Origin of the sequence: Terrabacter sp. 2YAF2, from assembly GCF_052114705.1 — a bacterium.
In the GTDB taxonomy this organism is placed as follows: Bacteria; Actinomycetota; Actinomycetes; order Actinomycetales; family Dermatophilaceae; genus Terrabacter.
Genome location: NZ_JBFRFG010000012.1, coordinates 104,707 through 127,103 on the forward strand (window position 1 = coordinate 104,707; position 22,397 = coordinate 127,103).

At 70.1% G+C, this 22,397-nt stretch carries 21 protein-coding genes; 7 read left to right on the top strand and 14 right to left on the bottom strand.

What is annotated here, in order from left to right:
• The first annotated feature begins 34 nt into the window (after positions 1-34).
• Together AB4030_RS14470 and AB4030_RS14475 are read left to right on the top strand one after the other, a co-directional pair.
• Positions 35-1,480 carry an ADP-ribosylglycohydrolase family protein gene (locus AB4030_RS14470; protein ID WP_442279904.1) on the top strand — a complete coding sequence of 482 codons (1,446 nt, stop codon included), beginning with the start codon at positions 35-37 and terminating at the stop codon, positions 1,478-1,480.
• A gap of 81 nt (positions 1,481-1,561) precedes the next feature.
• On the top strand, positions 1,562-2,017 hold the full coding sequence (locus AB4030_RS14475; RefSeq protein WP_442279905.1) for a hypothetical protein: 456 nt from the start codon (positions 1,562-1,564) through the stop codon (positions 2,015-2,017).
• Between the two features lie 25 nt (positions 2,018-2,042).
• On the opposite strand, the gene AB4030_RS14480 is transcribed toward AB4030_RS14475, so the two are convergent.
• Entirely contained in the window at positions 2,043-5,393 is a 3,351-nt protein-coding gene (locus AB4030_RS14480; protein WP_442279906.1) for a TM0106 family RecB-like putative nuclease, read from the bottom strand.
• A 94-nt stretch (positions 5,394-5,487) separates the two neighbouring features.
• Here AB4030_RS14480 and AB4030_RS14485 point away from each other — a divergent pair, with 94 nt between their 5' ends.
• Complete coding sequence (locus tag AB4030_RS14485; RefSeq protein ID WP_442279907.1) at positions 5,488-6,165, top strand: VOC family protein; 678 nt, start codon at positions 5,488-5,490, stop codon at positions 6,163-6,165.
• 111 nt (positions 6,166-6,276) lie between these two features.
• Here the strand turns inward: AB4030_RS14485 and AB4030_RS14490 are convergent, their stop codons facing one another.
• Complete coding sequence (locus AB4030_RS14490; protein ID WP_442279908.1) at positions 6,277-6,864, bottom strand: DoxX family protein; 588 nt, start codon at positions 6,862-6,864, stop codon at positions 6,277-6,279.
• Positions 6,865-7,153: 289 nt separating this feature from the next.
• Here AB4030_RS14490 and AB4030_RS14495 point away from each other — a divergent pair, with 289 nt between their 5' ends.
• Both AB4030_RS14495 and AB4030_RS14500 read left to right on the top strand, forming a co-directional pair.
• Positions 7,154-7,774 (top strand): DUF6318 family protein, encoded by a 621-nt coding sequence (locus AB4030_RS14495; protein ID WP_442279909.1) that lies wholly within the window; start codon positions 7,154-7,156, stop codon positions 7,772-7,774.
• Between the two features lie 446 nt (positions 7,775-8,220).
• Positions 8,221-8,673, top strand: a complete 453-nt coding sequence (locus tag AB4030_RS14500) for a hypothetical protein (RefSeq protein WP_442279910.1) — start codon at positions 8,221-8,223, stop codon at positions 8,671-8,673.
• 26 nt (positions 8,674-8,699) lie between these two features.
• On the opposite strand, the gene arfC is transcribed toward AB4030_RS14500, so the two are convergent.
• The 11 genes from arfC to AB4030_RS14555 all read right to left on the bottom strand — a co-directional run bounded on the left by arfC (position 8,700) and on the right by AB4030_RS14555 (position 18,766).
• Complete coding sequence (gene arfC, locus AB4030_RS14505) at positions 8,700-9,131, bottom strand: channel accessory protein ArfC (protein ID WP_442279911.1); 432 nt, start codon at positions 9,129-9,131, stop codon at positions 8,700-8,702.
• Entirely contained in the window at positions 9,128-9,406 is a 279-nt protein-coding gene (locus tag AB4030_RS14510; protein ID WP_442279912.1) for a hypothetical protein, read from the bottom strand. Before AB4030_RS14510 ends, arfC begins: the two co-directional genes overlap by 4 nt.
• Positions 9,407-9,530: 124 nt before the next feature.
• A complete protein-coding gene (locus tag AB4030_RS14515; RefSeq protein WP_442279913.1) occupies positions 9,531-9,965 on the bottom strand; it encodes a hypothetical protein in 435 nt (144 codons plus the stop codon).
• Between the two features lie 93 nt (positions 9,966-10,058).
• Positions 10,059-10,868 carry an SDR family NAD(P)-dependent oxidoreductase gene (locus tag AB4030_RS14520; protein WP_442279914.1) on the bottom strand — a complete coding sequence of 270 codons (810 nt, stop codon included), beginning with the start codon at positions 10,866-10,868 and terminating at the stop codon, positions 10,059-10,061.
• Positions 10,861-12,387 (bottom strand): aldehyde dehydrogenase family protein, encoded by a 1,527-nt coding sequence (locus AB4030_RS14525; RefSeq protein ID WP_442279915.1) that lies wholly within the window; start codon positions 12,385-12,387, stop codon positions 10,861-10,863. Before AB4030_RS14525 ends, AB4030_RS14520 begins: the two co-directional genes overlap by 8 nt.
• Positions 12,384-13,214: an ATP-binding cassette domain-containing protein gene (locus tag AB4030_RS14530; protein WP_442279916.1), complete on the bottom strand. Its 831-nt coding sequence runs from the start codon at positions 13,212-13,214 to the stop codon at positions 12,384-12,386. The genes AB4030_RS14525 and AB4030_RS14530 overlap by 4 nt, the downstream gene beginning before the upstream one ends.
• Positions 13,211-14,233 (bottom strand): ABC transporter ATP-binding protein, encoded by a 1,023-nt coding sequence (locus tag AB4030_RS14535; protein ID WP_442279917.1) that lies wholly within the window; start codon positions 14,231-14,233, stop codon positions 13,211-13,213. Before AB4030_RS14535 ends, AB4030_RS14530 begins: the two co-directional genes overlap by 4 nt.
• A complete protein-coding gene (locus AB4030_RS14540) occupies positions 14,230-15,147 on the bottom strand; it encodes an ABC transporter permease (protein WP_442279918.1) in 918 nt (305 codons plus the stop codon). The genes AB4030_RS14535 and AB4030_RS14540 overlap by 4 nt, the downstream gene beginning before the upstream one ends.
• Positions 15,144-16,094: an ABC transporter permease gene (locus tag AB4030_RS14545; protein ID WP_442279919.1), complete on the bottom strand. Its 951-nt coding sequence runs from the start codon at positions 16,092-16,094 to the stop codon at positions 15,144-15,146. Before AB4030_RS14545 ends, AB4030_RS14540 begins: the two co-directional genes overlap by 4 nt.
• Positions 16,095-16,184: 90 nt before the next feature.
• The gene (locus AB4030_RS14550) at positions 16,185-17,714 is read right to left on the bottom strand and encodes an ABC transporter substrate-binding protein (protein WP_442279920.1); all 1,530 of its coding nucleotides are present in this window, start codon (positions 17,712-17,714) and stop codon (positions 16,185-16,187) included.
• Positions 17,711-18,766: an isocitrate/isopropylmalate dehydrogenase family protein gene (locus AB4030_RS14555; RefSeq protein ID WP_442279921.1), complete on the bottom strand. Its 1,056-nt coding sequence runs from the start codon at positions 18,764-18,766 to the stop codon at positions 17,711-17,713. The genes AB4030_RS14550 and AB4030_RS14555 overlap by 4 nt, the downstream gene beginning before the upstream one ends.
• A 167-nt stretch (positions 18,767-18,933) precedes the next feature.
• Here AB4030_RS14555 and AB4030_RS14560 point away from each other — a divergent pair, with 167 nt between their 5' ends.
• The gene (locus AB4030_RS14560; protein WP_442279922.1) at positions 18,934-20,373 is read left to right on the top strand and encodes an amidase; all 1,440 of its coding nucleotides are present in this window, start codon (positions 18,934-18,936) and stop codon (positions 20,371-20,373) included.
• Positions 20,366-21,130 carry a FadR/GntR family transcriptional regulator gene (locus AB4030_RS14565; RefSeq protein ID WP_442279923.1) on the top strand — a complete coding sequence of 255 codons (765 nt, stop codon included), beginning with the start codon at positions 20,366-20,368 and terminating at the stop codon, positions 21,128-21,130. The genes AB4030_RS14560 and AB4030_RS14565 overlap by 8 nt, the downstream gene beginning before the upstream one ends.
• 45 nt (positions 21,131-21,175) lie before the next feature.
• Here AB4030_RS14565 and AB4030_RS14570 read toward each other — a convergent pair whose 3' ends face one another.
• Positions 21,176-21,952, bottom strand: a complete 777-nt coding sequence (locus AB4030_RS14570; protein WP_442279924.1) for a hypothetical protein — start codon at positions 21,950-21,952, stop codon at positions 21,176-21,178.
• Positions 21,953-22,397 lie beyond the last annotated feature (445 nt).

A 22,397-nucleotide genomic window follows, 5' to 3' on the forward strand; every position in this document is an offset into this window, starting at 1 on the left:
GACCGACCGTCATCCACGCCACCGAGGAGCAGCCGTGCCGATCCGCCCCATCGCTGTCGACCGTGCGGCGGGGGTGCTGCTCGGTGAAGCCTGCGGCGACGCCCTCGGCGTGCCCTACGAGATGGCCGCACCACCGGTCGGTGAGGCCGTGATGAAGGGCGGTGGCCTCGGCCCGTACGAGCCGGGAGAGTGGAGCGACGACACGCAGATGACGCTCTGTGTGGCTCGGGTGGCAGCCCAGGGCGCCGACCTCGCCTCGCCCGCGGGACTGGACGCCGTGTCCGAGGCTTTCACGGCGTGGCTCGACGGGGGCGCCACGGACGTGGGGACCCAGACGCGCTCCGTCCTGACGGAGGCGAAGCACCTCGCCGGCGCACCGCACGACCGCCTGACCCGCGCCAGCGAGGCGCTGCACGCGCGGACCGGGCTGACGGCCGGGAACGGGGCCCTGATGCGTACGTCGATCGTCGGGCTGTCGGCGCTCGAGGACCGCGACGCGACCGCGCGGGCCGCGCGGGCCATCGCCCTGCTGACCCACGCGGACCCGCTGGCCGGGGATTCCGCCGTGCTGTGGTCGGAGGCGATCCGGGTCGCGGTCACCGAGGGACGTCTCGACCTCGCCGCCGGGCTCGACCTCGTCAGCGCCGCCAACGTCGGCCGGTGGGGCGACTGGATCGAGGCTGCGACCGGAGCGGAGCCGGGCGGGTTCGGCGACAACGGCTTCACCGTGACCGCTCTGCAGGACGCCTGGGCCGCGATCACGACGACCGACCGGGGCGACGGCTCCGCCATGCACCTGCAGCGCGGCCTGCAGGCGGCGGTGCGGGCCGGACACGACACGGACACGGTCGCAGCCGTCGCAGGCGCGCTGCTCGGGGCACGGTACGGCGCCTCGGCCGTCCCGACCCAGTGGCGCCGTATGGTGCACGGCTGGCCCGGGCTGCGCGCGCACGATCTCGTCGAGCTTGCCGTCTCGACCTCGGTGGGTGGCCGTCGTCATGACGACTGGCCGTCCGTCACCTCGATGGGCGACCCACAGATCCCCACCCTCGGGATCCCGCACCCGATCGACCCGGACATCGTCCTCGGCACCATCTCGGACCTCGGCCGGGTCCGCGAGCTCGACGTCCAGGCCATCGTCTCCCTGTGCGCGCTCGGCCTCGACGACATCCCGGCGACCGGGATGACCGCCCGCGACCACATCGAGTTCTGGATCAACGACGAGGAGCAGGAGGAGACGAACCCGCACCTCGACTTCGTCCTCGACGACGCGTCGTCGGCGCTGCGCCAGTTCCGGGCCGAGGGCAAGCGAGTGCTCGTGCACTGCCGCCACGGCGTCCAGCGCACCCCGGCCGTTGCCCTGCGGTATGCCGTCGACCTCGGTGTCGCCCCCGAGCTCGCCGAGCGGTCCATCCGGGACGCTTTGCCCGGCATCCGCGGCGAAGGCCGCCTCTGGGAGGTCGCCGCCCACGGCGCCTGAGGGCGGCTGCCCGTGCCGACCTCGTGGGAGGCACTTCCGCACGCTCTCTCCGACGCCGGACCACCGCGCTAGGTTGCCGCCATGAGCGACATCGACCACCGGCGCCTCGGCGTGGACCTCTACAACGCGACCTGGGAGCTGCTCGACCGGGATGACCGGTCGGTCGAGGACGACGACGCGATGATCGCGCGGGCGCACGCGTCCTTCCACCACTGGAACCAGGTGGAGGACGTCCGCCCCGCCAACGTCGGCCGTGGCCACTGGCTGTGCTCGCGGGTACACGCCGTCCTGGGACAGGCGGACACGGCGGCCTACCACGCGGCGCGATACGTGGCGATCTCGCGCGCAGGGGACGTGGACGACTGGGACCTCGCGGCGGCCCTCGAGGCCTCGGCGCGGGCCGCGGCCGTCGGCGGCGACTTCGACGCTTCCGACCGCTTCGAGGCCGAGGCCCGGCAGGTCTGCATGCGGGTCACCGACGCCGAGGACCGCGAGGTCGTCGAGGCAGACCTGGCGACGCTCCCCCGCCGTCCGTGAGGTCGTCCCGTCGGCGAGGACGCGGTCAGACGGTCTTGGCCTCGTCGACGTAACGGCAGAGCGCGTTGACGGCGCGCAGCTCCTCGGGCGTGTGGACCTCCGCGTCGGTCAGCAGCGGGCTCCCGACGATGACGGCCATGGCCTTGGCGCGCGAGATGGCGACGTTGAGTCGGTGCAGGTCGTAGAGGAACGAGACGCCGCGGGGCGCGAGTGCCGCCGTCGTGCTCGCCAGTGAGTAGATGACGACGGCGCCCTGCTGTCCCTGGAACTTGTCGACCGTCCCGACCCGCGCGCCATCAGGCAGTTCGGCGCTCAGCGTTGCGACGTGCGCGTTGTACGGGGCGACGATGAGGATGTCGGAGAGCTCGATGGGCAGTGAGTCCCCTTCTGCGGTGGTCCAGCTGCCGCGCAACAGGTCGTCCACGAGGGCGCGGACGACGACGGCCTCCTGGCCGTTCGACTGCTCGGCGAGGCTCTCGTGCTCGACCGGCACCCAGCGGAGGCCATCTCCCGAAAGCGCGCCCGGCGCCTCCACCGAGAGCCGCTCCCGGCCGGGCGCCGACTCGAGGCGACCCTCGTAGGCGAGCTCGGAGACGAACGCCGTCAGACTCGGGTGCATGCGGTGCGTGCGGTCGAGGAAGACGCCCCGGTCGGCGGGGATGACGTCGTGGACGAGACCGTCGTCCGTGGTGCGCAGGTGGTCGAGGGCCGACACGCCGGATCCGTACGGGTGGACCGCCTTGGTCGGCTGGGTCAGCTGCTGGGGGTCGCCGAGCAGGACGAGCGAGCGCGCGGCCGGGGCGACGGCCACGGCGTTGGCGAGCGAGAACTGACCCGCCTCGTCGATGACGAGCACGTCCACCGCCTCGACCATGTCGTCACGGGACCAGAGCCAGGCAGTGCCACCGACGAGCGTGGCCTCGCCGCTCGCGAGGGCGGCCGCGATCGCGGCGTTGTCGGAGGTGTGATGGATCAGGGCGTTGGGATCGTCGGGCTCGACTCCCTCCTCGACGTTGCTGCCGTCCTTGTGCCATGCGGGTCGCGCCACCTCGTCGAGGAGGTTGAGCACGACGGCGTGCGACTGCGCCGTGACACCGACTCGGAGCCCCGCGTCGAGCAGCTCGCGAATCAGGGCCGACCCGGCATACGTCTTGCCCGTGCCGGGCGGGCCCTGGACCGCGAGCACCTCGCCTTTGAGCGTGCGTCCGACCCGGACGACGACGTCCTTGGGGGTCTCGTCGCGGCGAGCCGTGAGCACGTCGCCGGTCGGGACGAGACGCTCGATGAGTCGCGTCGCGAGGTTGCTTCCCCCGGCGAGCACCAGCTCTGCGGTGCGGGCGATGCTGGCGCGCAGCACGGCGTCCATGACGGGCCCGGGCCCGCCGAGACCGCGTGGTCGTGGCGGCGCGAGAGACTTCTTCATCGACAGCTCGACCCAGCCCTCGACCGGGTCGATGGCGACGACCTTGCCGACCGGCGCGTGGGTGTCGACGTCGGGGACGTACTTGCCGACCGCCACCTTGCAGTCCTGGGGTGGGAACGGGTAGCGCCACACCTTGGAGAGCTTGACGACGCGCATCTCCTCGGGCTCCCCGAGGTCACCGATCGCGGTGCCGTCCTCGACGAGCTCAGGGGTCTCGAGCTCCTTGTAACGGAAGAAGTCCCACCACTCCGGGCGCTTCTCGCGCCGATGCCACCCCACGAGTCCGGCGAGGAGCTCGTGCCCGCGGCCGACGAGCCGGTCCGCGAGGGCGATCTCGGCGCGCTCCTCGTCGGAGATCTCGCGCAGCTTCTCCGGCACGGGCCGGGTCAACGCAAGACCGGACCGCTCGAGCTCGGCCCGCCGGTCCTCGAGCCACTCGTGCAGGGCCAGCGTCGAACGGACGTCCTCCTCGTTGTAGCGGCGAATGTCGTCGAGGATGGCCTGGTCGGCCGAACCGTCGTCCCGTCCGGCGAGCCAGCGTTCGTACTCGACGACGGACGAGAGACCGTCGGCCACACCTGCGCCGTCAGCGGATCTCGTGTGGCCCCAGTAGAACTCCTCGAGCTTCTTGATCGAGTAGGACCCCTTGCTGATGCGCACGCCCTGTCGCACCACGGCGTAGAGGTCGACGAACACCTCGTGCCGCAACAGCTGGTCGAGCTCGGCCTCGCGGGTGGCGTGCTGCCCGACGAGCCGCTTCAGGGCCGTCGTCTCGTAGGGCGCGTAGTGGTAGACGTGCATGTCGGGATGACGCCGCCACCGGTCGGTGAGCCAGTCGAGCAGCCCGGCCGTCAGACGTCCCTCCTCGGCGAAGTCATGCGCCCAGAACTCGACGAACTCTCCCTGACGGGTCCACAGGCCCGCGAGGTACTCGCGCCCCGCGCCGCCCTCGGCCCACGGGTCGCCCTCGAAGTCGAGGTAGACGTCGCCCTCGTCGGGCTCAGGCAGCATCTGCAGACCCCGACCCGGCTCGGGGTCGAGCAGCTCGTACTGCGCCTGACCCGTCTCACGCTCGGCGAGCTGCAGCCGGGCCTGCTGGAGCAGCCGACGTCGCGTGGCGATCGACAGGGCCGGCGCCAGCAGCTCCTCAGTCGACTGCGCCAGCGACCGCAGGGTCGGGATGCCGAGGTCGATCAGCGCTGACCGGTGGTCCGCACGCATGCCCGCGACCTGGATCAGGTCGTCGCGGTCAAGCCACTCCTGCGCGCAGCGCTCCTTCCACCGGCACTGCCCGCAGTGCTGCACCCGCGCCGACTCGGTCTCGCGCGGCTGGGCGATGGCGTCGTGAAGCTCGGCACGGCGACGGCGCGCGTAGGGGGCGACGTCGACGAGACGCCACGGGTGCGACTCGGCGTCACCGGTGACGACGGTCAACCACTGCGGAGGGACGCCCTGGAGCAGCTCGAGGCGGGCGGCATACGTCGCCATCTGGAGCAGGGCGGGAACCTTGAGCCGACGAGCGAGCTTGGTGTCGGCGATGTCGTAGCGCCAGGGACCCAGGTCGCTCGGCTCGTCGACGCGCAGCAGGAAGTCGGCAAGCCCCACCCAGTGACCGTCGAAGAACGTCGCCTGGTAGATGACGTCGACGCCGCGGCGCATCGCGTCGACGGTCGCAGCCTCGGCCTCGACACCGCGCAGCCCGAGCGACGCGATGTTCTCGACGACCCGCCCCTCGGCCACGAGTCGGTCGAGGTAGGCGCGTTCGTGCTGGAGACCCTTGGCGAAGACGAGGTTGAGCGAGTCGTCGGCGCCGGTCGCAGCCACCCGCGGGCTGCCGCCCCGAGCGGGCGCGGCATCGAGCGCCTCGAGATCGAGGGTCGTGATGTGCGCGCAGGCGACGTGCTTCGTCAGGTCCGTGGGACTCAGGACGAGGTGGCCGTCGATGCGCTGCATGGAGCCGAGTATGCCGCCCGGCACCGACAGGCTCCTCGTCGTGTCGTCCCTGAGGATGGGAAGGCCAGGTGCCGCATGGGTTTACGGTCATCCCATGCCGCTCGCGACGTACAAGGACCTGTGCATCGACGCCATCGACCCGCATGCCCTGTCCGCGTTCTGGGGCCCGCTCCTGGACTGGGAGGCACACCCGCACGACGACGGCGGCTCGTGCCTGCGCGTCGGTGACGAGGTCCGGGTGTGGGTCAACCAGGTGCCGGAGCCCAAGACCGCGAAGAACCGTCTCCACCTGGACATCCGGGCCGCCTCGCTGCAGCCCGCACTGGACGCCGGCGCCGTGGTCCACGACGAGCAGCCGCGCTGGACGGTGCTGTTCGACCCCGACGGACAGGAGTTCTGCGTCTTCGTCCGGGACAGGCCGGTCAGCGAGCCTGCCTACGAGCTCGTCTGGGACGTCACGGGCGACGAGGACGCTGCCCACCGACTCGCCCGCTGGTGGGGCGAGGCCCTCGGCGGCGACGTCGTCCGCGATGAGGGCTGGAGCCATGTCGAGAACGTGTCGGGGCTGCCGTTCGAGGCGATCGTCTTTCAGCCCGTGCCCGAGGACAAGACGACGAAGAACCGCATCCACATCGACGTGACGACCGACGACGTGGGGGCCCTCGTGGTCGCCGGCGCGACGGCGGTCCGGGAGAAGGGCGACGGCGGCATCGGCTGGACCGTCATGGCCGACCCCGCCGGCAACGAGTTCTGCGCCTTCACGCCCGACTGACCAGCGCGCCCGGCGCAGCAGGAAGGCGGCCCTCCGAGGAGGACCGCCTTGCTGCTCGGGCTCGAGGCCCGGGCTGGTGACCGTGTCAGGGGATCGCGGTCACCGACCCACTCACCGCAGGAAGCCGTTACCGACGTGGCGGCCCCACCACTTGCCAAGGCCCCAGGTGTCCCCGGCGAGCGTCGTGGCGAGAACCGCGATGCCCAGTGCCTCGATCCAGTGGCTGTCGAAGAGCGGGTTGGTGTAGGCGCCGGTGGTGCCGAGGGGGAACTCGGCGAGGTACATCAGCGCGAGAAGGAGGCCGGCAGTCCAGGCTGCGAGCTTGAGGCCGGCGCCGGCGAGGAGGGCGATGCCGATGCCGAGGAGGCCGGCCATGAACAGCCAGTCGGCCCACGGGCCGGCGATGTTCTTGAAGAAACTGGCGAACGGACCCTCAGCACCCTTCATGAATCCTTGGGCGGGCGCGCCGCCGTGGATCCAGGCCTTGGCCGCAGGGGTCATGTAGCCGAAGCCGAACATCTTGTCGAGGAAGGGCCAGAGGAAGGTGAAGCCGAGCACGATGCGCAGACCCGCGAGGAACTTGCGAGCCAGGGACGACCGAACCACCTCCTCCTGGAAGGTGACGACGCCCTTGGTGGGGTCATGCGCGGTGACTGGCGCGGTGCCTTGCGCATGCGTGTCGCGGGGGATGGTGCCCATTGAACTCAACTCCAGAACTCGATATGTGTTCCGGCAGCTTCTCTGTCGGTACTACACAGCGTAGTAGTCGCTCTGGACAGCCGCCACCCATTCGAATGTGATCTACGGGACAGCGGTGCACTGGGGCTGCGACCTGACGGCCCATATATCCGAAGGCCCTGTGGATGACGGACCACGCTCGGGATGCGGGTGCGAGACGATCGTCGTAGGTTGCCGACGAGGGACGACGGCGTGAACGCACGTCAGACGATGCAACCGCACGAAGGTCGACGATCAACAGGGGACGCCGATGACCGCAGCCGCCACACCGCACCGACACCGCACGCTCCTTCCGTATGCCGCAGCGCTCATTGCGGTCGCCACGCTGGGTGCGTGCACGGGCCGAGACCCCGGACCGAGCAGGACGACTCCCCCGGCAAGCACAACCACGTCGGCGTCGCCCACGACGACGACAACCACGCCCGTCCCCAGCCCAACGACCTCCGTCGACCCGGTAATCGCGAAAATCCCAGCCAACGCCCGCCCGGAAACACAAGCAGGCGCTGCCGCTTTTTCTGAGTTCTATTTTGAGCAATTGAACCGCTCATTCAAGGATGCGTCGCCGGAACTTCTCGAGGGACTTTTTGAGTCGTCATGCAAGATCTGTGTCGACCTGCACAAGTCCGCAAGCGAGCTCAAAGCCGCCTCTCAGCATCATGACGGTGACACGCTCAAGGTCACGTTCTCCTCGGCGACGATCTTTAACTCGCGCCAGCGCCAAGTCCTAGTGAAACTCGACCAGTTCGCCGTGCCCATCGTGGATAGTCATGGCAAACGGGTTGACACTACAAAGGCCGGTTCTGGAGCATTTGTGGCCGTCGTGACTTACAAAGACCATTGGGTGATTACCGACTTAGGCCGGCCTTCATGAGGAGGGCACGCTTGGCGTTGGTAGCGTGCCTCGCCGCCCTGTCCATCGTCCTACTACCCGACGACGCGTTCGCTTGCAGCGGGAAGGACGTTGTCGGGTGCGAGACCACGAATGATTATGCAACGGTCGGTCTGCTGAGTCGCGAGCAACTAAAGGCTTTACCGAAATTCCCAGGTGACGACGGGGCAACAGTCATAGAAGCGGATGAGAAGCGACCGAACTACGAGTACCGAACCCTGGCGGATTGCGATGAGGCTCTGCCAGGTACTCCCAACCAGGACGTCCTTTGCAGCAAAGCGCTAAAGGCTTGTCCGCCCAACACGGTCGGCCCGCTTGCCCGAGTATGGAGACGAGCAGTCATGGACGGGCGAGTCGTTGAGCCTTGGAACAGTGTGGGCCTCACATGTCACACCGACGTGGCGCCGGGGTCTCGGCCGACGTTGACGATGGCTGATCTGAAGGCTGCCTTCATGCGGACGCCGTGGTCGAAGCCGCAGGTCTCGAGCCAGCCGGCCGGCAACACGACCCTCGTGAACCTGACGACGTTCTACAAGGTCAACTGGGCCGTCGAAGGATTCCAGCCCGGCGAGGTCGACCGGGCCGTGCTGCGCGGCATCCCCGTGCAGATCCGCCCCAAGCTCGTCGGGTTCACCTACGTGTTCGGCGACGGCTCGACCGTGGGTCCCACCACATCAACGGGCGGCGTCTACCCCAGCGGAGACATCACGCACGTCTACCGAATGAAGGGCGAGTACCCGGTCCGCGTCGACACGACCTTCGGGGCCGATTTCAGCCTGGACGGCTCCACGTGGGACGAGATCCCCTCGACCGTCACCGTGCCGGGCCCGTCGACGACCATCACAGTTCGTGAGGCCAAGGGAGTGCTCGTCAACCACTGACGGAAATCCGCTACGGCGTCCTCATGTCACGGTGTCTTCGGGGTCTCGGTGTGCTGCTCGACCTGCTCGTCGATGGCCGCCACTCCGTCAGGGTCGCCGAGGCCCGCCACGTCACCGTTGGGTGTCGCATCCGCGACGGGCGGCATGCTCAGCTCAGGAGCATCGTCCGCCCGGCCCGACATGAGCGCATCCTCGTCCTCGGCGTCGCGATCCCATGCCTCGGCAGCACCCGAGGCGTCGGACGTGGCGGTGTGAGCCCCACCGAAAGCGCTCGCTGCGTCCTCGAGGTCGTCGACCTCGACGTCTGCGGAGCTGCCCGTGCCCTCCGCAGCCTGCCCGTCGGCGCCCCCCGGCACCTGGTCCTCTGCCGACACCACCCGAGTCACCCGCTTCACGGTGAGGAACCACGTGGTCACTGCCCCGAGGACGAACGCGACGGCCAGGAGCAGCCACTTCATCGTGCGGTCTCCGGCCGGACCCCGATGAGACCGGCGAACGCCTCATCCTCCGAACTCGCGGCCACCACACGGCCAGCCACCGCGATCGCCGTGAGCGAACCCACGACAAACCCCACGATGCTCCACAGGAACACGCTCCAGAAGCCACTGTCGCTGCGTCCGATCAAGCCGATCAGCACCGTCACGACGACGAGCGCCGTCCACCAGGCGCCGCCGACATCGCGTCGGTAGGCGCGCTTCACCGTCTTCCCACCGCTGGGGACCTGCTGGGCCATGGGTCCTCCGAGGTTCGGACGTCCAAGCCGCAGTCGCGACCACGACTTGGACGCTACCCCGATGCACCCGGGGCGCAAGGGAACGCCACGGCATCTTCCCCACGCCGTGTCGTCCCCCTGCCCCTCAGGCCGCTGCGCGGTCTCCCTCAGGAGGCAGCACCGCGACGTCGTCCAACGCCGCGATCGCCACGGCGTGCAACGTGAGACCCGTCTCGCGACAGGCACCCTCGAAGGCGGCACGGAGATCCCGGTCTCGTGGGGTCGGCGTCGCGCCGCCCGGTCGCGCGATCACCATGACGACGTCGTGCACATCATGGCGCGAGACCTCGGTCAGCAGCAGGCGGACGCCCTCGAGGACCTCACCCACGCCCAGGCGCCGCGGGTCGTCCGGCAGACAGATCGGCTGGAGCAGGTGGAGGTTGGGGTGGCAGAGCAGCAGGTAGGTGGCGCCGTCTGACCGCGACTGCTCCGGCACGATGAGGTCGACCACCCCCTCGAAGACGTCGGGGTCGGTGATCGGTCGTTGGGCCCAGTCCCGCGGGAGTTCCTCGAAGTGCATGGGTCGAGCATGGCTGCGACCGGTGACAGTCGGTGCGCGTTGTCCACACGCCCCCGTCGGACCGACCGCAGCCGACCCACTCGCAGCTGCACGTCACATCGGCGGCGTGTACCGCCCGTCGATGACGGTCCACCCGCCGTCGACGAAGAGCTGGCTCCCGGTGACGAAGGACGACGCGTCCGAGGCGAGATAGACGACCGCGCCCACCAGCTCGTCCGGCCGCGACCACCGGCCCAACGCGCTCTTGTTCGCGTAGGCCTGGGACCACTCCGGCACCGCACGGATCTGCGCCGTGAGCGGCGTGTCGACGATGCCGGGCGCGACGGCATTGACGCGCACCCCCTGCTCCCCCAGCTCGACTGCGGCCGCACGCAGCAGCTGGACGAGACCGGCCTTGGTGGCGGCATAGACGCCCTGCCCCGGCTCGACGGTCACCGCACGGATCGAGCTGAAGCCGACGATGCTGCCCCGCCCGCGCTCGGCCATGCCGGCACCGAACGCGCGCACGAGCTCGAAGGAGGAGCGCAGGTTGAGCCCGACGACGCGGTCGAACTCCTCTGCCGTGTAGTCGAGCACCCGTTTGCGCACGTTCGTGGCCGCCGTGAAGACGAGCACGTCGACGTCCCCGAGGTCGGCCGCCGCCCGTGCCACGGCTTCGGCGTCGGTCACGTCGAGCTCGTAGACCTCCGTGCCGGCCCCGAGGGCCGCCGTCTCCTCGGCGGCCTCCAGGTTGCGGTCCGCGCACACGACGTCCGCTCCGTGCGCGGCCAGGGCGAGCGCGCTCTCCCGGCCGATGCCGCTGCCGGCGCCCACCACGACCGCACGCCGGCCGTCCAGCCGGAACAGCCGTGAGTAGTCCGGTCGGGCCGTTCCGGTGGTCTGGTCGGTCTCGGGCTCACCCATGCGCACGTCCCTGCTTCTCCGGCACCGCTGCCGGTTCGGTGGCGGTCGGGGCTGACGTCCCCGCCGCCGATGGTCGGATGATCGCCATCCGCGTCACCGTCAGCTCCTCGATGGCGAATCGGGGGCCTTCGCGGCCGACGCCGCTGTCCTTGACCCCGCCGTAGGGCATGACGTCGGACCGGAAGCCCGGCACCTCGTTGACGACGACCCCGCCGGCCTCGATCCGGTCGATCGCCGCGAACGCAGAGCCGAGTCCCTCGGTGAAGACGCTCGCGTGCAGGCCGTAGCGCGACCGGTTGACGACGTCGATGGCAGTATCGAGGTCCGGCACCGACCGCACGACGACCACCGGTCCGAAGACCTCCTCGTCCCAGGCGAGCTGGCCGTCCGGCACATCGAGCAGCACCGTCGGCTCGAGGACGCCGTGGCGTATGCCGCCACCGTGCACGAGGGTGCCCCCGGCCTCGCAGCCGGCGCGAACCCACTCGACGACGCGCTCGGTCGATCGGGGGTCGATGAGGGCCGAGACGCGGGTCGCCTCGTCCCGCGGGTCACCGACGACGACCCGCTCCATGCGGGCGGCGAGCGCCGCCAGGAAGCGCGCGCGCGCCGTCTCGACGACGACCACCCGTTGCACACTGATGCAGGCCTGCCCGGAGGCGTAGTAGCCGCCCCGGACGACGGCGTCCGCGGCTGCGTCCACGTCGGCGTCAGCAGCCACGACGAGGGCCGCGTTCGAGCCGAGCTCGAGCAGCACCTTCGTCGGCGCCGCGTCCTTGGCGATGCGGTGACCGACCGCGGCCGAACCGGTGAAGGAGACCGCCGCGACGCGCGAGTCAGTCGTCAGGGCCGCACCCACGTCGACCCCACCGGTGACGAGCTGCACGCCTGAGCGCGGACCGCCGGCCGCTGCCAACGCCTCGCGCAGCACGTGCACGAGCCACAGGGTGGCGAGCGGGGTCTGGGGCGCCGGCTTGAGGACCACCGGGCAGCCCGCGGCGAGTGCCGGGGCCAGCTTGTGCACGGCGAGCAGCAGCGGGTAGTTGAACCCCGCGATCCCGACGACGACGCCGATCGGCTTGCGGACCCAGAAGCCCATGAGCCCCTCGCCGCTCGGCAGCAGGTCCAGCGGCACCGTCTCGCCATGAAGACGTGCGACCTCCTCGGCCGCGGTCACGAGGGTCAGCAGGGTCCGGTCGACCTCCACGCGACAGTCGACGAGCGGCTTGCCGGTCTCGAGCACGAGCAGACGCTCGACGTCCGCGCGTCGCTCCGAGAAGACGCGGTGCGTCTCCATCAGGGCGGCCCGACGCGCGTGCGACGGAAGGGAACCCATCCGCCCGCGGACGCTGGCGGCATACGAAAGCGCTTGCAGCGCAATCTCGCTCGTTCCAACTGGAGCCGAGGCGACGCCCTCACCCGTGAAGGGGAACGTCACGGTCGCCGTCTTGGGCGCGTCGACCCACCCGTCGCCGACCGGGAGTCCGACGGGGTGTTCCGGGGTGTAGCTGGTGCTCACGATGCGTCTCCAAGGAGGTCTGCCGTGCCTGCCCCTGCCAGGGCGCGGCGCATGCTCGGCGCCGCGCGCAGGAGGCGCTGGGTGTAGGGGTGCTGGGGGGCGTCGAAGATCTGTTGCGTCGACCCGGTCTCGACGATCTCGCCCTCGCTCATGACCGCCACGCGGTCGCAGACGTGCCGCACCACGGACAGGTCGTGCGAGACGAAGACGAGCGTGAGCCCGAGCTCGCCGACGAGATCGGTGATGAGGTTGAGCACCTGGGCGCGCACCGACACGTCGAGGGCACTGACGGGCTCGTCGGCGAGCAGGATCGACGGCGACGGCGCGAGCGCCCGTGCGATCGAGATGCGCTGGCGCTGGCCGCCCGAGAACTGGTGCGGGAACCGATCGGCTGCCTCCGGGCTCAGGCCCACGGCGTCGAGCAGCTCAGCGACGCGCGCCCGCCGGTTGGGCAGCCGCTGCGCCACGAGTGGCTCGGCGATGATGTCGCGGACCCGCATGCGCGGGTCGAGCGAGCCCATCGGGTCCTGGAAGACCAGCTGCAGGCTCGAGCGCAGGAAGCCGAGCTTTCGCTCGGGGACGCCCGAGACGGTCTGGCCCTCGACCTGCACCTCACCGCTCGTCGGCTGGTCCAGACCGGCGAGGAGGCGCATGAGCGTCGACTTGCCGCATCCGGACTCACCGACGATGCCGAAACGCTCCCCGCATGCCACCTCGAACGAGACGCCCTTGAGCGCCTCGACGACCGGCCCGGCCTGCCGCACCGAGGTGCGCGGTCGTCGGTAGGTGCGACGCAGCTCGTGCACGCGGATGGCTGGAGTCGTCATGACCCACGCTCCTCGTCCGCGGGATGGTGACAGGCGTAGCCGTCCCCGGGGTCCGACCCGGTCCACACCGGGTCCGTGGCGCACACCTCGGTGGCGTGGTCGCAGCGGCTGCGGAAGACGCACCCGTCGGGGAAGGCGCCGGCCGGCGGCACGGTGCCGCGGATCGTGGGCAGCCTCCCTCCGGGGACGGCGACGTCGAGGTCGGACGCGGCGAGCAGCCCCTGGGTGTAGCGGTGGCGCGGCCGCCGGAAGACCTCGCGGACCGGACCCGCCTCGACGACCCGACCGCCGTACATCACGAGGACGCGCTCGCACACCGTCGCGACGACGGACAGGTCGTGCGTGATGAAGAGCATCGCCGAGTCGCGCGCCGTCACGCCACGCACGATGAGGTCGAGCACCCGGGCCTGCACCGTGACGTCCAACGCCGTGGTCGGCTCGTCGCAGACCAGCAGCGCCGGGTCGTTGGCCAGGGCGATGGCCAGGACGACGCGCTGGCGCTGGCCTCCGGAGAGCTGGTGGGGGTATGCCCTCGCTGCGTCCCGCGGGTCGGGCAGCCCGACCTGGTCGAGGAGCTCCACCGCCCGTGCACGTGCGGCACGCCGGTCGGGGCCACCGCGGCCCGCGTGCGTGGTGATCGCCTCCGCGACCTGGTCGCCCACCCGCATCGTCGGGTTGAGCGCCGTCATCGGCTCCTGGAACACCATGGCGACGTCTCGACCTCGGAGCGCGGCCAGGTCACGCTCCCGTGCCCCGACGAGGTCGGCGTCCACTCCCGCGAGCCGGATCGAACCGCTGACCCGGGCGTCGTCGGGCAGCAGCCCGAGGAGTGCCAGGCTCGTCAGCGATTTGCCGGAACCGGACTCGCCGATGAGGCCGACGCGCTCGCCCTTGTCGATGCTGAACGAGACGTCGTGCAGGAGGTGGAAGCGACCGAGCTGCACGTCGAGGTGCTGCACGTCGAGCACCCGGGACGTCGGCGCCTCGGTCGGGCGCGCTTGCGCGGCAAGGGCGCTCATCGTCGGTCCTCCAGCCGGGGGTCGTAGTGGTCACGGAGTCCGTCACCGAGCAGGTTGAACCCGAGGACGGCCACCGCGATGGCGATGCCCGGAACGATCGCGAGCCGCGGGGCCGAGAAGAGCAGCTCCTGGCTCTCCTGGAGCATCCGGCCCCAGCTCGGCGTGGGCGGGGGCGTGCCGAATCCGAGGAACGAGAGCGCCGCCTCGGCCAGCACGGCGATCGCGAACGAGACCGAGGCCTGCACGATGACCAGCCCACTGACGTTCGGCAGCACGTGGCGCAGTCCGATGGCCCATGGTCCACGTCCCGCCGCTCGCGCCGCCATGACGTATTCGGTGCCCAGCACCTGCATCGCCCCGCTGCGGACGACGCGCACGAAGCTCGGGACCGAGGCGATGCCGATGGCGACCATGGCCACGAGGGTGCTCCCGCCGTAGACGGCGCTGAACATGATGGCGAGCAGCAGCGCGGGGAAGGCGAGAAGCAGGTCCATGCCGCGCATGAGCGGCTCGCCCACCCCGCGGTGCGCCATGGCCGCGACGATGCCGAGCGGGACGCCGACCAGTCCGGCGAGACCGACGGCGACCAAGCCGACGAACAACGTGGTGCGGGCGCCGACGAGGACCTGGCTCAGCACGTCCCGGCCGAGCTTGTCCGTGCCGAGGAGGTAGTCCGGGTCGCCGATCGAGCGCAGCCGGGCCGAGGCGTCGACGAACGTCGGGTCGTGCGGCGTCCAGACGAACGAGACGAGCGCCATGAGGACGACGACACCGACGATGCCCGCGCCGACGAAGAAGCTGGCCCCTGGGCGACGGCGGGTGCTCGTGGCTGCCGGGGCAGGCTCCACCGCGACGTCGGGTGGGGTGGGCCCGTCGAGTGACACGACGGGGCGAGGCATGTGGTCGGCGCTCATCGGGTGGCCACCTTCAGTCTCGGGTCGATGACGAGATAGAGCAGGTCGACGACGAAGTTGACGAGGAGCACGGCCAGGACGAGCAGCATGACGATGTCCTGGACGAAGATGAGGTCGCGGTTGGCCACCTGGTCGAGCAGGAGGCTGCCGAGCCCCGGGATGACGAAGACGCGCTCCACCACGACCGCCCCGATGAGCAGGGTGGCGAGCTGGAGGGCGAGGACCGTGACGACCGGGATCGCTGCGTTGCGGAACCCGTGCCGGCGCAGCGCCCGCATGGGGCCAAGGCCCTTGGCACGTGCCGTGCGGATGTAGTCCTCGCGCTGCACGTCGAGGATCGCGCTGCGGACGTAGCGGGTCAGCACGGCGCCCTGCACGAGGCCGAGCGCGAGCACGGGCAGGACGAGCTGGCGCAGGAACTGGACGGGGTCCTCGTTGGGCGGCGTCCATCCGTTGGCGGGCAGCCACTGCAGCTTCACGGCGAACACGGTGACGAGCAGGATGCCGGCGAGGAAGGCGGGCACGGCCACGCCGACCTGCGAGATCGCGGACAGCACCAGCCCGCTCGGGCGGCGCTGTCGCAGGGCCATCACCGTGCCGAAGGGGATCGCGATGACGAGGGCGAGCACCATCGAGCACACGACGAGCCAGAGGGTCACCTGCAGGCGGTCGACGATCTGCGGGGCGATCGCCACCTTGGACACGTAGCTGGTGCCGAGGTCGAACCGCAGGAATCCTCCGACCCACGAGAGGTACTGGGTCACCAGCGGCTGGTCGAGGCCGAACTGCTGCCGCAGCTGTGCGACCGAGGCGTCGGAGGCGTTGACGCCCAGCGCAACCCGTGCCGGGTCGCCCGGTAGCAGCGCCATGAAGACGAAGACCAGCATGGAGCTGACGACGAGACTCGCGACGAGCGCCGCCGTGCGTCTGAGGATCTGGAGCAGCATCGATGTCCTGTCAGGGTCGAGGGATGCAGGGTCCGACTCGAGTCGGGGCGCGAGGGACCGGCCGGTGGGTGGCCGGCCGGTCCTCCACGGTCAGGACCTCGCCAGGTCGGCGAGCTCGAACGACTCGGTGATGGCGTTCTTCGGGAGCCCGGTGATGCCCTTCTCGGCGACCATGAGGTTCGGCAGGACGAAGAGCACGTCGCCGGCAGCGTCCTGGGACAGCTCCCGCGCCGCCTTCTTCATCAGCGTCACCTGCTCCTGGGGGGTGCCGGAGTCGGCCGCGGCGAGGTCGGCCTGGAACTGCTTGTTGTCGTAGCGCGTGTAGTACTTCGGGTTGCCGAACACCGCGGGCATGTCGCGTGGCTCGACGTGCGCGATGATCGACATGTCGTAGTCGGCGTCCTTGAAGACCGACTGCAGCCACACTGCCGGGAACTCGAGCTGGTCGAGGGTCACCTTGAAACCGGCCTGCTCGAGCTGGCTCTTGACCACCTGGCCGCACGAGACGGCATACGGCAGGGACGGGATGCGCAGGCGCACCGGGGTGGCCCCGGCGTTCGTCTCGGCGACGAGGGCCTTGGCCTTGGCGAGGTCGTGGGGGTAGAGGCCCGTGAGGTCCTCGTACCAGGGGTCGGTCGGCGGCACCATGCTCCCGACGAGGCTGCCGTGCCCGGCCCAGCAGGTGTCGAGCAGGGCCTTGTGGTCGATGGCGTAGCGGGCGGCCTGGCGGACCTTCACGTTGTTGAAGGGCGCCTTGCCGTTGTTCATCGACAGGAGCACCTCGCCGTTCGTCGAGCCCTCGACGATCTCGTAGGCGTCGTTGCCCTGGAACTGGGCGAGCGACTCGGGGGCCTGGACCGTCCCGATGACGTTGATCGTCTTGGTCAGGAGCGCGTTGTTGAGGGCGGTCGGGTCCTTGAAGTACTTGAGGGTCACCTGCTGGAAGTACGGCTTCTTCCCCCAGTAGGACGGATTGGCCTTGAGGCTGATGGAGTCGCCGCGGCGCCACTGGTCGAAGACGTAGGGGCCCGTGCCGACCGGCTTGGTGGCCAGGCTGGACGTCTCCTTCTCGGTCATCATCGCGCCGACCCGGGTGGACATCCGGTACAGCCAGTCGTTGCTCGGCTTGCTGAGGGTGACCTGCAGCTTGGTGTCGCTGAGCGCCTTCGCGTCCTGGACGACGTCCATGGCCGCCTTGAGGGAGACCGTCCAGGCGTTCTTGACCTGGTCGATCGAGTAGACGGCGTCCTTGGCGGTGAACGGCTGGCCGTCGGTGAACTTCGCGTTGTCGACGAGGTCGAAGGTGTAGGTGCGGCGGTCCGGCGAGACGGTCCACGACTTGGCGAGCGCAGGCTTGAGGTCTCCCTGCTGGTCCACCTTGACGAGCGTCTCGTAGACGTTGTCGAGCAGCGCCTGCGGGATGGCGGCGCCGTCCTTGGTGGTGAAGTCGAGGCTTGCCGGCTCGGCGACCAGACCGACGGTGAGGGAGGTGTCGCCCCCGGATCCCCCGGCGCCGCCCGAGCCACCGGCGCCGGAGGTCCCCGAGCCGGCCGAGCAGGCCGCGGTGAGGGCAAGCAGCAGCGTCGCCGACGCGGCGGTGCAGATGCGGGTGTGCTTCATCGTGACTCCATCTCGTGCAGGACCGCTGTGGCCAGCTGCGAGGTGCTCGCCGTGCCGCCGAGGTCAGGGGTGTGGTGGTGCGGGAAGCGAAGGGCCGCAGCCAGGGCGGTGCGGACGGCCTGCGCGGCTGCGGTGCGGCCGAGGTCGTCCAGGAGCATCGCACCCGAGAGCAGGCACGCCGTGGGGTTGGCGATGCCACGACCTGCGATGTCGGGCGCCGAGCCGTGGACCGGCTCGTACACACCCGGAACCGTCCCGCCGGGCAGGACGTTGGCGCTCGGGGCCATCCCCATGCCGCCGGCGAGCACGGCAGCGAGGTCGCTGAGGATGTCGCCGAAGAGGTTGCCGGCGAGGAGGACGTCGAGCGAGTGCGGACTCTGCACGAGCCGGGCCGCCATGGCGTCGACGAGCACGACCTCGAGCTCGACGTCCGGGTGTCGCTCCGCCACCTCCCGGACGACTGCGTCCCAGAGCGGGTAGCCGTGACGCATCGCGTTCGACTTGGTGACCAGCGACAGTCGCCCGCGCCGCTGCTCGGCGAGGGTGAACGCGTGCTCTGCAGCGCGCTCGATGACGCGCCGCGAGTGCACCGCCACCTCGATCCCGAGATCGTGGCCGGTGCCCGCGTGAGCCAGACCACCCGCCCCGACGTACTCGCCCTCGGTGTTCTCGCGCACGATGACGAGGTCGACCCCGTCGACATCCTTGACTCGGCTCGGCACACCCTCGAAGGCCCGCACCGGACGGATGTTGACGGCGAGGTCGAGCTGCTGGCGCAGGCCGATGATCAGGCCCCAGACCAGCTCGTGGTCGGGCACGTCGGGTCGCCCCACCGCTCCGAAGAGCACGGCGTCGTGTCGGCGCACCGTGTCGGCGGCATCGGGGGGCATCGCAGCACCCTCACGGACGAATCGGTCTGCGCCCCAGTCGAGCTCGGTGACGGCTAGATCCTCCCCCTGGCTTGCCAGGGCGGCCGAGAGCACCGGCAGCGTGGCAGCGACGACCTCGGGGCCCACCCCGTCACCGGGGATGGCTGCGAGTCTCACCGTCATGGGTCTCCTTGCTCCGGGAGGGGGTCGACGTCGCCCCTACGAATTCACTGGTCTGACCAGTGGACTTTTTCACCGTGAGAGGTACCGTTTCTCTCATCAGGCCGGATGTCAAGAGCTCGTCCGGCGAGTCAGGCGGCCCGAAGGCCGTCCCACGCGGAAGGACGTCCATGCCGCACTCGTCTGGCCGACCCGCCAGCCTCACCGCCACCGAGCTCGTAGCCGCGTATGCCTCCGGAGACCTCTCGCCCGTGGACGCGCTGGAGGACGTGGCCGCCGTCATCGAGGCGCGCGAGCCGGAGCTCAACGCCTTCTGGCAGCTCGACCTCGAGAGTGCCCTAACGGCAGCCCGTGCCAGTGAGCAGCGTTGGGACAGAGGCCAGCCCGCCGGGCCCATTGACGGCGTGCCTGTGACCGTGAAGGAGAACCTCGCGCGAGCAGGGGTTCCGATGCCTGCTGGGAACGCCGGCGTGGAGCCGGTCGTCCCGACCCGCAGCAGCCCTGTCGTCGAGCGCGTCGAAGAGTCCGGCGGCGTCATCCTCGGCGCCACGGTCATGCCGGACTGGGGCATGCTCAGCTCCGGCGTGTCGAGTCTGCACGGGGTGACACGCTCGCCCTGGAACACCTCGCTGACGACCGGCGGCTCGAGCTCCGGGGCCGGAGCGGCGGCGGCCGGTGGCTACGGGCCGCTGCACGTCGGTACCGACATCGGTGGCTCCATCCGGCTCCCGGGCACGTGGCTGGGCCTGACCACCCTCAAGCCCAGCGCCGGGCGGGTACCGCTCGACACTCCCTACCTCGGCCGGGCGGCTGGTCCGCTGGCGCGTTCGGCGCGCGATGCGGCCCTGCTGCTGTCGGTCATCAGCCGCCCTGACGTCCGGGACTGGACGAGCCTGCCCCCCGAGGACCTCGGCACCGTGCTACCGCCGGAGCCACGCGACGTGCGAGGCCTCCGCGTGGGCCTGCACCTCGACGCCGGCTGCGGGCTGCCACTCGAGCCGGAGGTGCACCGGGCCGTCGAGGCGGCCGCTGCGGTCTTCGCCGAGGCCGGGGCCGAGGTCGAGCTCCTGCCCCCCTTCATGACACCGCGCATGCTGCACGACCTCGACGAGTTCTGGCGGGTGCGCTCGCTCGCCGACTTCCAGGCCCTGAGCCCGGCAGCCCGCGAGCGGGTCCTTCCCTTCATCCAGCGGTGGGTGCTCGCGGTGCGTGACGTCGACGGCACGACCGTCCTTCGCGACTACGCCAGCATCATGGCGCTCCAGCAGGCCACCGTGACCGCCACCGAGCCGTACGACCTCGTGCTCTCCCCCGTGGCGCCGGTGACCGCCTTCGCCGCCGACTGGCCCATGCCGTGGGGCGACGAGGACCGGGGCATGGCGCACATCGGCTTCACCGCGCCCTACAACATGTCGGGCCAGCCTGCCGCGTCCGTCAACTGCGGGTTCACGCGCGACGGCCGCACCATCGGGCTGCAGGTGTCAGGCAGGCGCTTCGACGACGTCGGCGTGCTCAGCGCCGTCGACTGGTACGAGGCGCACCGCCCCGAATCGGCTACGCCTGCGTGGCCCATTCCCGAGATGAGCGACCTCGGTGGCTCCCATGCCTGAGGTGACGGCCCCCGCCTTCGAGGCGGTGCGCCCGGTGCGCCTCTACGAGCGCATCGTCGAGCAGGTCGAGGAGGCGATCGCGAGCGGCGAGCTGCGTCCCGGCCAGCGGCTGCCGAGCGAGCGCGAGCTGGTCGTGCAGTTCGGCACCAGCCGGGCCACCGTGCGCGAGGCGCTTCGCGTGCTAGAGAGCAACGGCGTGGTGCGCTCGCGTCCGGGCGACCCGAACGGCCCCGAGATCCTCCCCTTCACCACGGGCGGCCTCACGAAGCAGATGCGCCGGCTGGCCCGTGCCGATGGCCTGACCCTCTCGCAGCTGCTCGTCTCCCGGATGATGCTCGACTCGACGGCGAACCGGCTCGCGGCCGTGCTGCGCACGGACGCGGAGCTCGCCGAGATGGATGCCGCCATCGAGCAGATGCGCGCGGCCGTGGATGGTGGGTACGGCTCGTTCAGCGAGGCCGACTTCGCCTTCCACGAGGCCATCGCCCGCGCTAGCGGCAACACCCTCATCCAGGTCTGCAACGGCGTCGTGCGCGACACCGTGCTGTCGCTGATCTCGGACAAGATCGCGCACGCCCGCAACGCCCAGGCCCTCATGAAGCGCTCCCTGGGGCACCACGAGCAGGTGCTCGCCGCCATCCGGGCCGGAGACGGCCCCGAAGCGGGCCGGGCCTCACTGCACAGCCTGTACGACTACTACGCGGGCTACGTGCCCAAGGCCGAGCGCGCGGCTCTGCAGGCCCTGCTCGACGACTGAGCGCCTCGACACGGCAGACGGACTGGGAGGGCGCCGTTCACCAACTCATCGATTGTTTATCGCCCACGCGGCGAAAGCCAACATGCCCAGCGATGCTATGACTGCGGCGAAAGACAAGCCTCCACGCTTGGCCCTGCCTGACCAACTGTCCCCCGGGAGCAGGACAGCGACCAGCAGCGAAACGAATGCGCAACCGATCAAAGGCAATGTCCACATCAGTTTCTGGACGTTCATCCGGTCTCCGGCGCCATACGCCGCTAGAACGAGACTGGGTAGGCCGATGACGATCGCCGCCAGCGTTGCCACGAGGTTGAAGTGTTCTTGGGCCTTGGCCTCGCGCGCGACCGAAATCGTGGACCCGGCTTCCATGAGCCGGTGGAACTGTTCGATCTCCTCCTGAAGTGCGCTCGCCATCAACCGACAGTGACGAACGCCAGCGTCATAGGTCGACAGCCAATCGGGAGCCGCCGTCCTCGTGGCCGAAGCTCTCTCGGGGAGGGTTGGGTCCACCATGCGCCGGTGACCTTGGTAGGTCTCGCTGTCCCAGTCCCACAACCACAGCCCTTCACGCGAGGCATCCACGGCGAAGTCGCGCGCTCGGTTCGAGGCCATCCCGAGCTCGACGAGGTCGGCGAGCACCTGAACGTCGTCGCTGGCAGTTCCGCGAATGCGACGACCGAGTGCCCGCTCAGCGTCGTATCTGAGCGACTGAAGTGCCGAGACAAAGGCCCGTGAGTGCTCTGCGATCGCTTTGGCGATCGCAACGACTCGGTACTGCGGATCTTGAGGGATCCGGTGGCCGATGCGAGCCCAAGCATTCACGACGACCTCTGCCAGTCCATCGTGCAGCGACGCTGTTCGCCAAGCACGAGAGCCGCTCCCCGCGTCTCGGGCTGAAGAGGCGTTCGCAATCCAGAGCTCGTGGATCAAAGCTGTTACTGATACGTCACCGCGAGCATCCCCCACAACCTGCGCCCGACCTACGGCTATGAGTGTGGTGGCCTCGTCATCTCTGACGATGAGCAAGGGTGCCTGCAAAACGAAACGGGATGACTCGGAAATCGCTTCTCGGCGGCGACCCACTTCTTGGGCCGCTGTCGGCGGGACAACAGCGAAGTTAACTGGCTCTTCACAATCGACGGTGTAAGGCACGGTGCGGTGGTCGGCGCGTCGGTGACTGGATAGGGGTCGAGGTCTCCCGAGGATGAAGGTTCCTACACGCCTCATCCGGAAGACCTCGACGTGCCTGACGCTACCGCGCCGGCGG

Coding starts and splice junctions, on each gene's coding strand:
- AB4030_RS14475 (WP_442279905.1), top strand. CDS start 1,562: ATGAGCGACATCGACCACCGGCGCCTCGGCGTGGACCTCTACAACGCG.
- AB4030_RS14480 (WP_442279906.1), bottom strand. CDS start 5,393: ATGCAGCGCATCGACGGCCACCTCGTCCTGAGTCCCACGGACCTGACG.
- AB4030_RS14485 (WP_442279907.1), top strand. CDS start 5,488: ATGCCGCTCGCGACGTACAAGGACCTGTGCATCGACGCCATCGACCCG.
- AB4030_RS14490 (WP_442279908.1), bottom strand. CDS start 6,864: ATGGGCACCATCCCCCGCGACACGCATGCGCAAGGCACCGCGCCAGTC.
- AB4030_RS14495 (WP_442279909.1), top strand. CDS start 7,154: ATGACCGCAGCCGCCACACCGCACCGACACCGCACGCTCCTTCCGTAT.
- AB4030_RS14500 (WP_442279910.1), top strand. CDS start 8,221: ATGGCTGATCTGAAGGCTGCCTTCATGCGGACGCCGTGGTCGAAGCCG.
- arfC (WP_442279911.1), bottom strand. CDS start 9,131: ATGAAGTGGCTGCTCCTGGCCGTCGCGTTCGTCCTCGGGGCAGTGACC.
- AB4030_RS14510 (WP_442279912.1), bottom strand. CDS start 9,406: ATGGCCCAGCAGGTCCCCAGCGGTGGGAAGACGGTGAAGCGCGCCTAC.
- AB4030_RS14515 (WP_442279913.1), bottom strand. CDS start 9,965: ATGCACTTCGAGGAACTCCCGCGGGACTGGGCCCAACGACCGATCACC.
- AB4030_RS14520 (WP_442279914.1), bottom strand. CDS start 10,868: ATGGGTGAGCCCGAGACCGACCAGACCACCGGAACGGCCCGACCGGAC.
- AB4030_RS14530 (WP_442279916.1), bottom strand. CDS start 13,214: ATGACGACTCCAGCCATCCGCGTGCACGAGCTGCGTCGCACCTACCGA.
- AB4030_RS14535 (WP_442279917.1), bottom strand. CDS start 14,233: ATGAGCGCCCTTGCCGCGCAAGCGCGCCCGACCGAGGCGCCGACGTCC.
- AB4030_RS14540 (WP_442279918.1), bottom strand. CDS start 15,147: ATGAGCGCCGACCACATGCCTCGCCCCGTCGTGTCACTCGACGGGCCC.
- AB4030_RS14545 (WP_442279919.1), bottom strand. CDS start 16,094: ATGCTGCTCCAGATCCTCAGACGCACGGCGGCGCTCGTCGCGAGTCTC.
- AB4030_RS14550 (WP_442279920.1), bottom strand. CDS start 17,714: ATGAAGCACACCCGCATCTGCACCGCCGCGTCGGCGACGCTGCTGCTT.
- AB4030_RS14555 (WP_442279921.1), bottom strand. CDS start 18,766: ATGACGGTGAGACTCGCAGCCATCCCCGGTGACGGGGTGGGCCCCGAG.
- AB4030_RS14560 (WP_442279922.1), top strand. CDS start 18,934: ATGCCGCACTCGTCTGGCCGACCCGCCAGCCTCACCGCCACCGAGCTC.
- AB4030_RS14565 (WP_442279923.1), top strand. CDS start 20,366: ATGCCTGAGGTGACGGCCCCCGCCTTCGAGGCGGTGCGCCCGGTGCGC.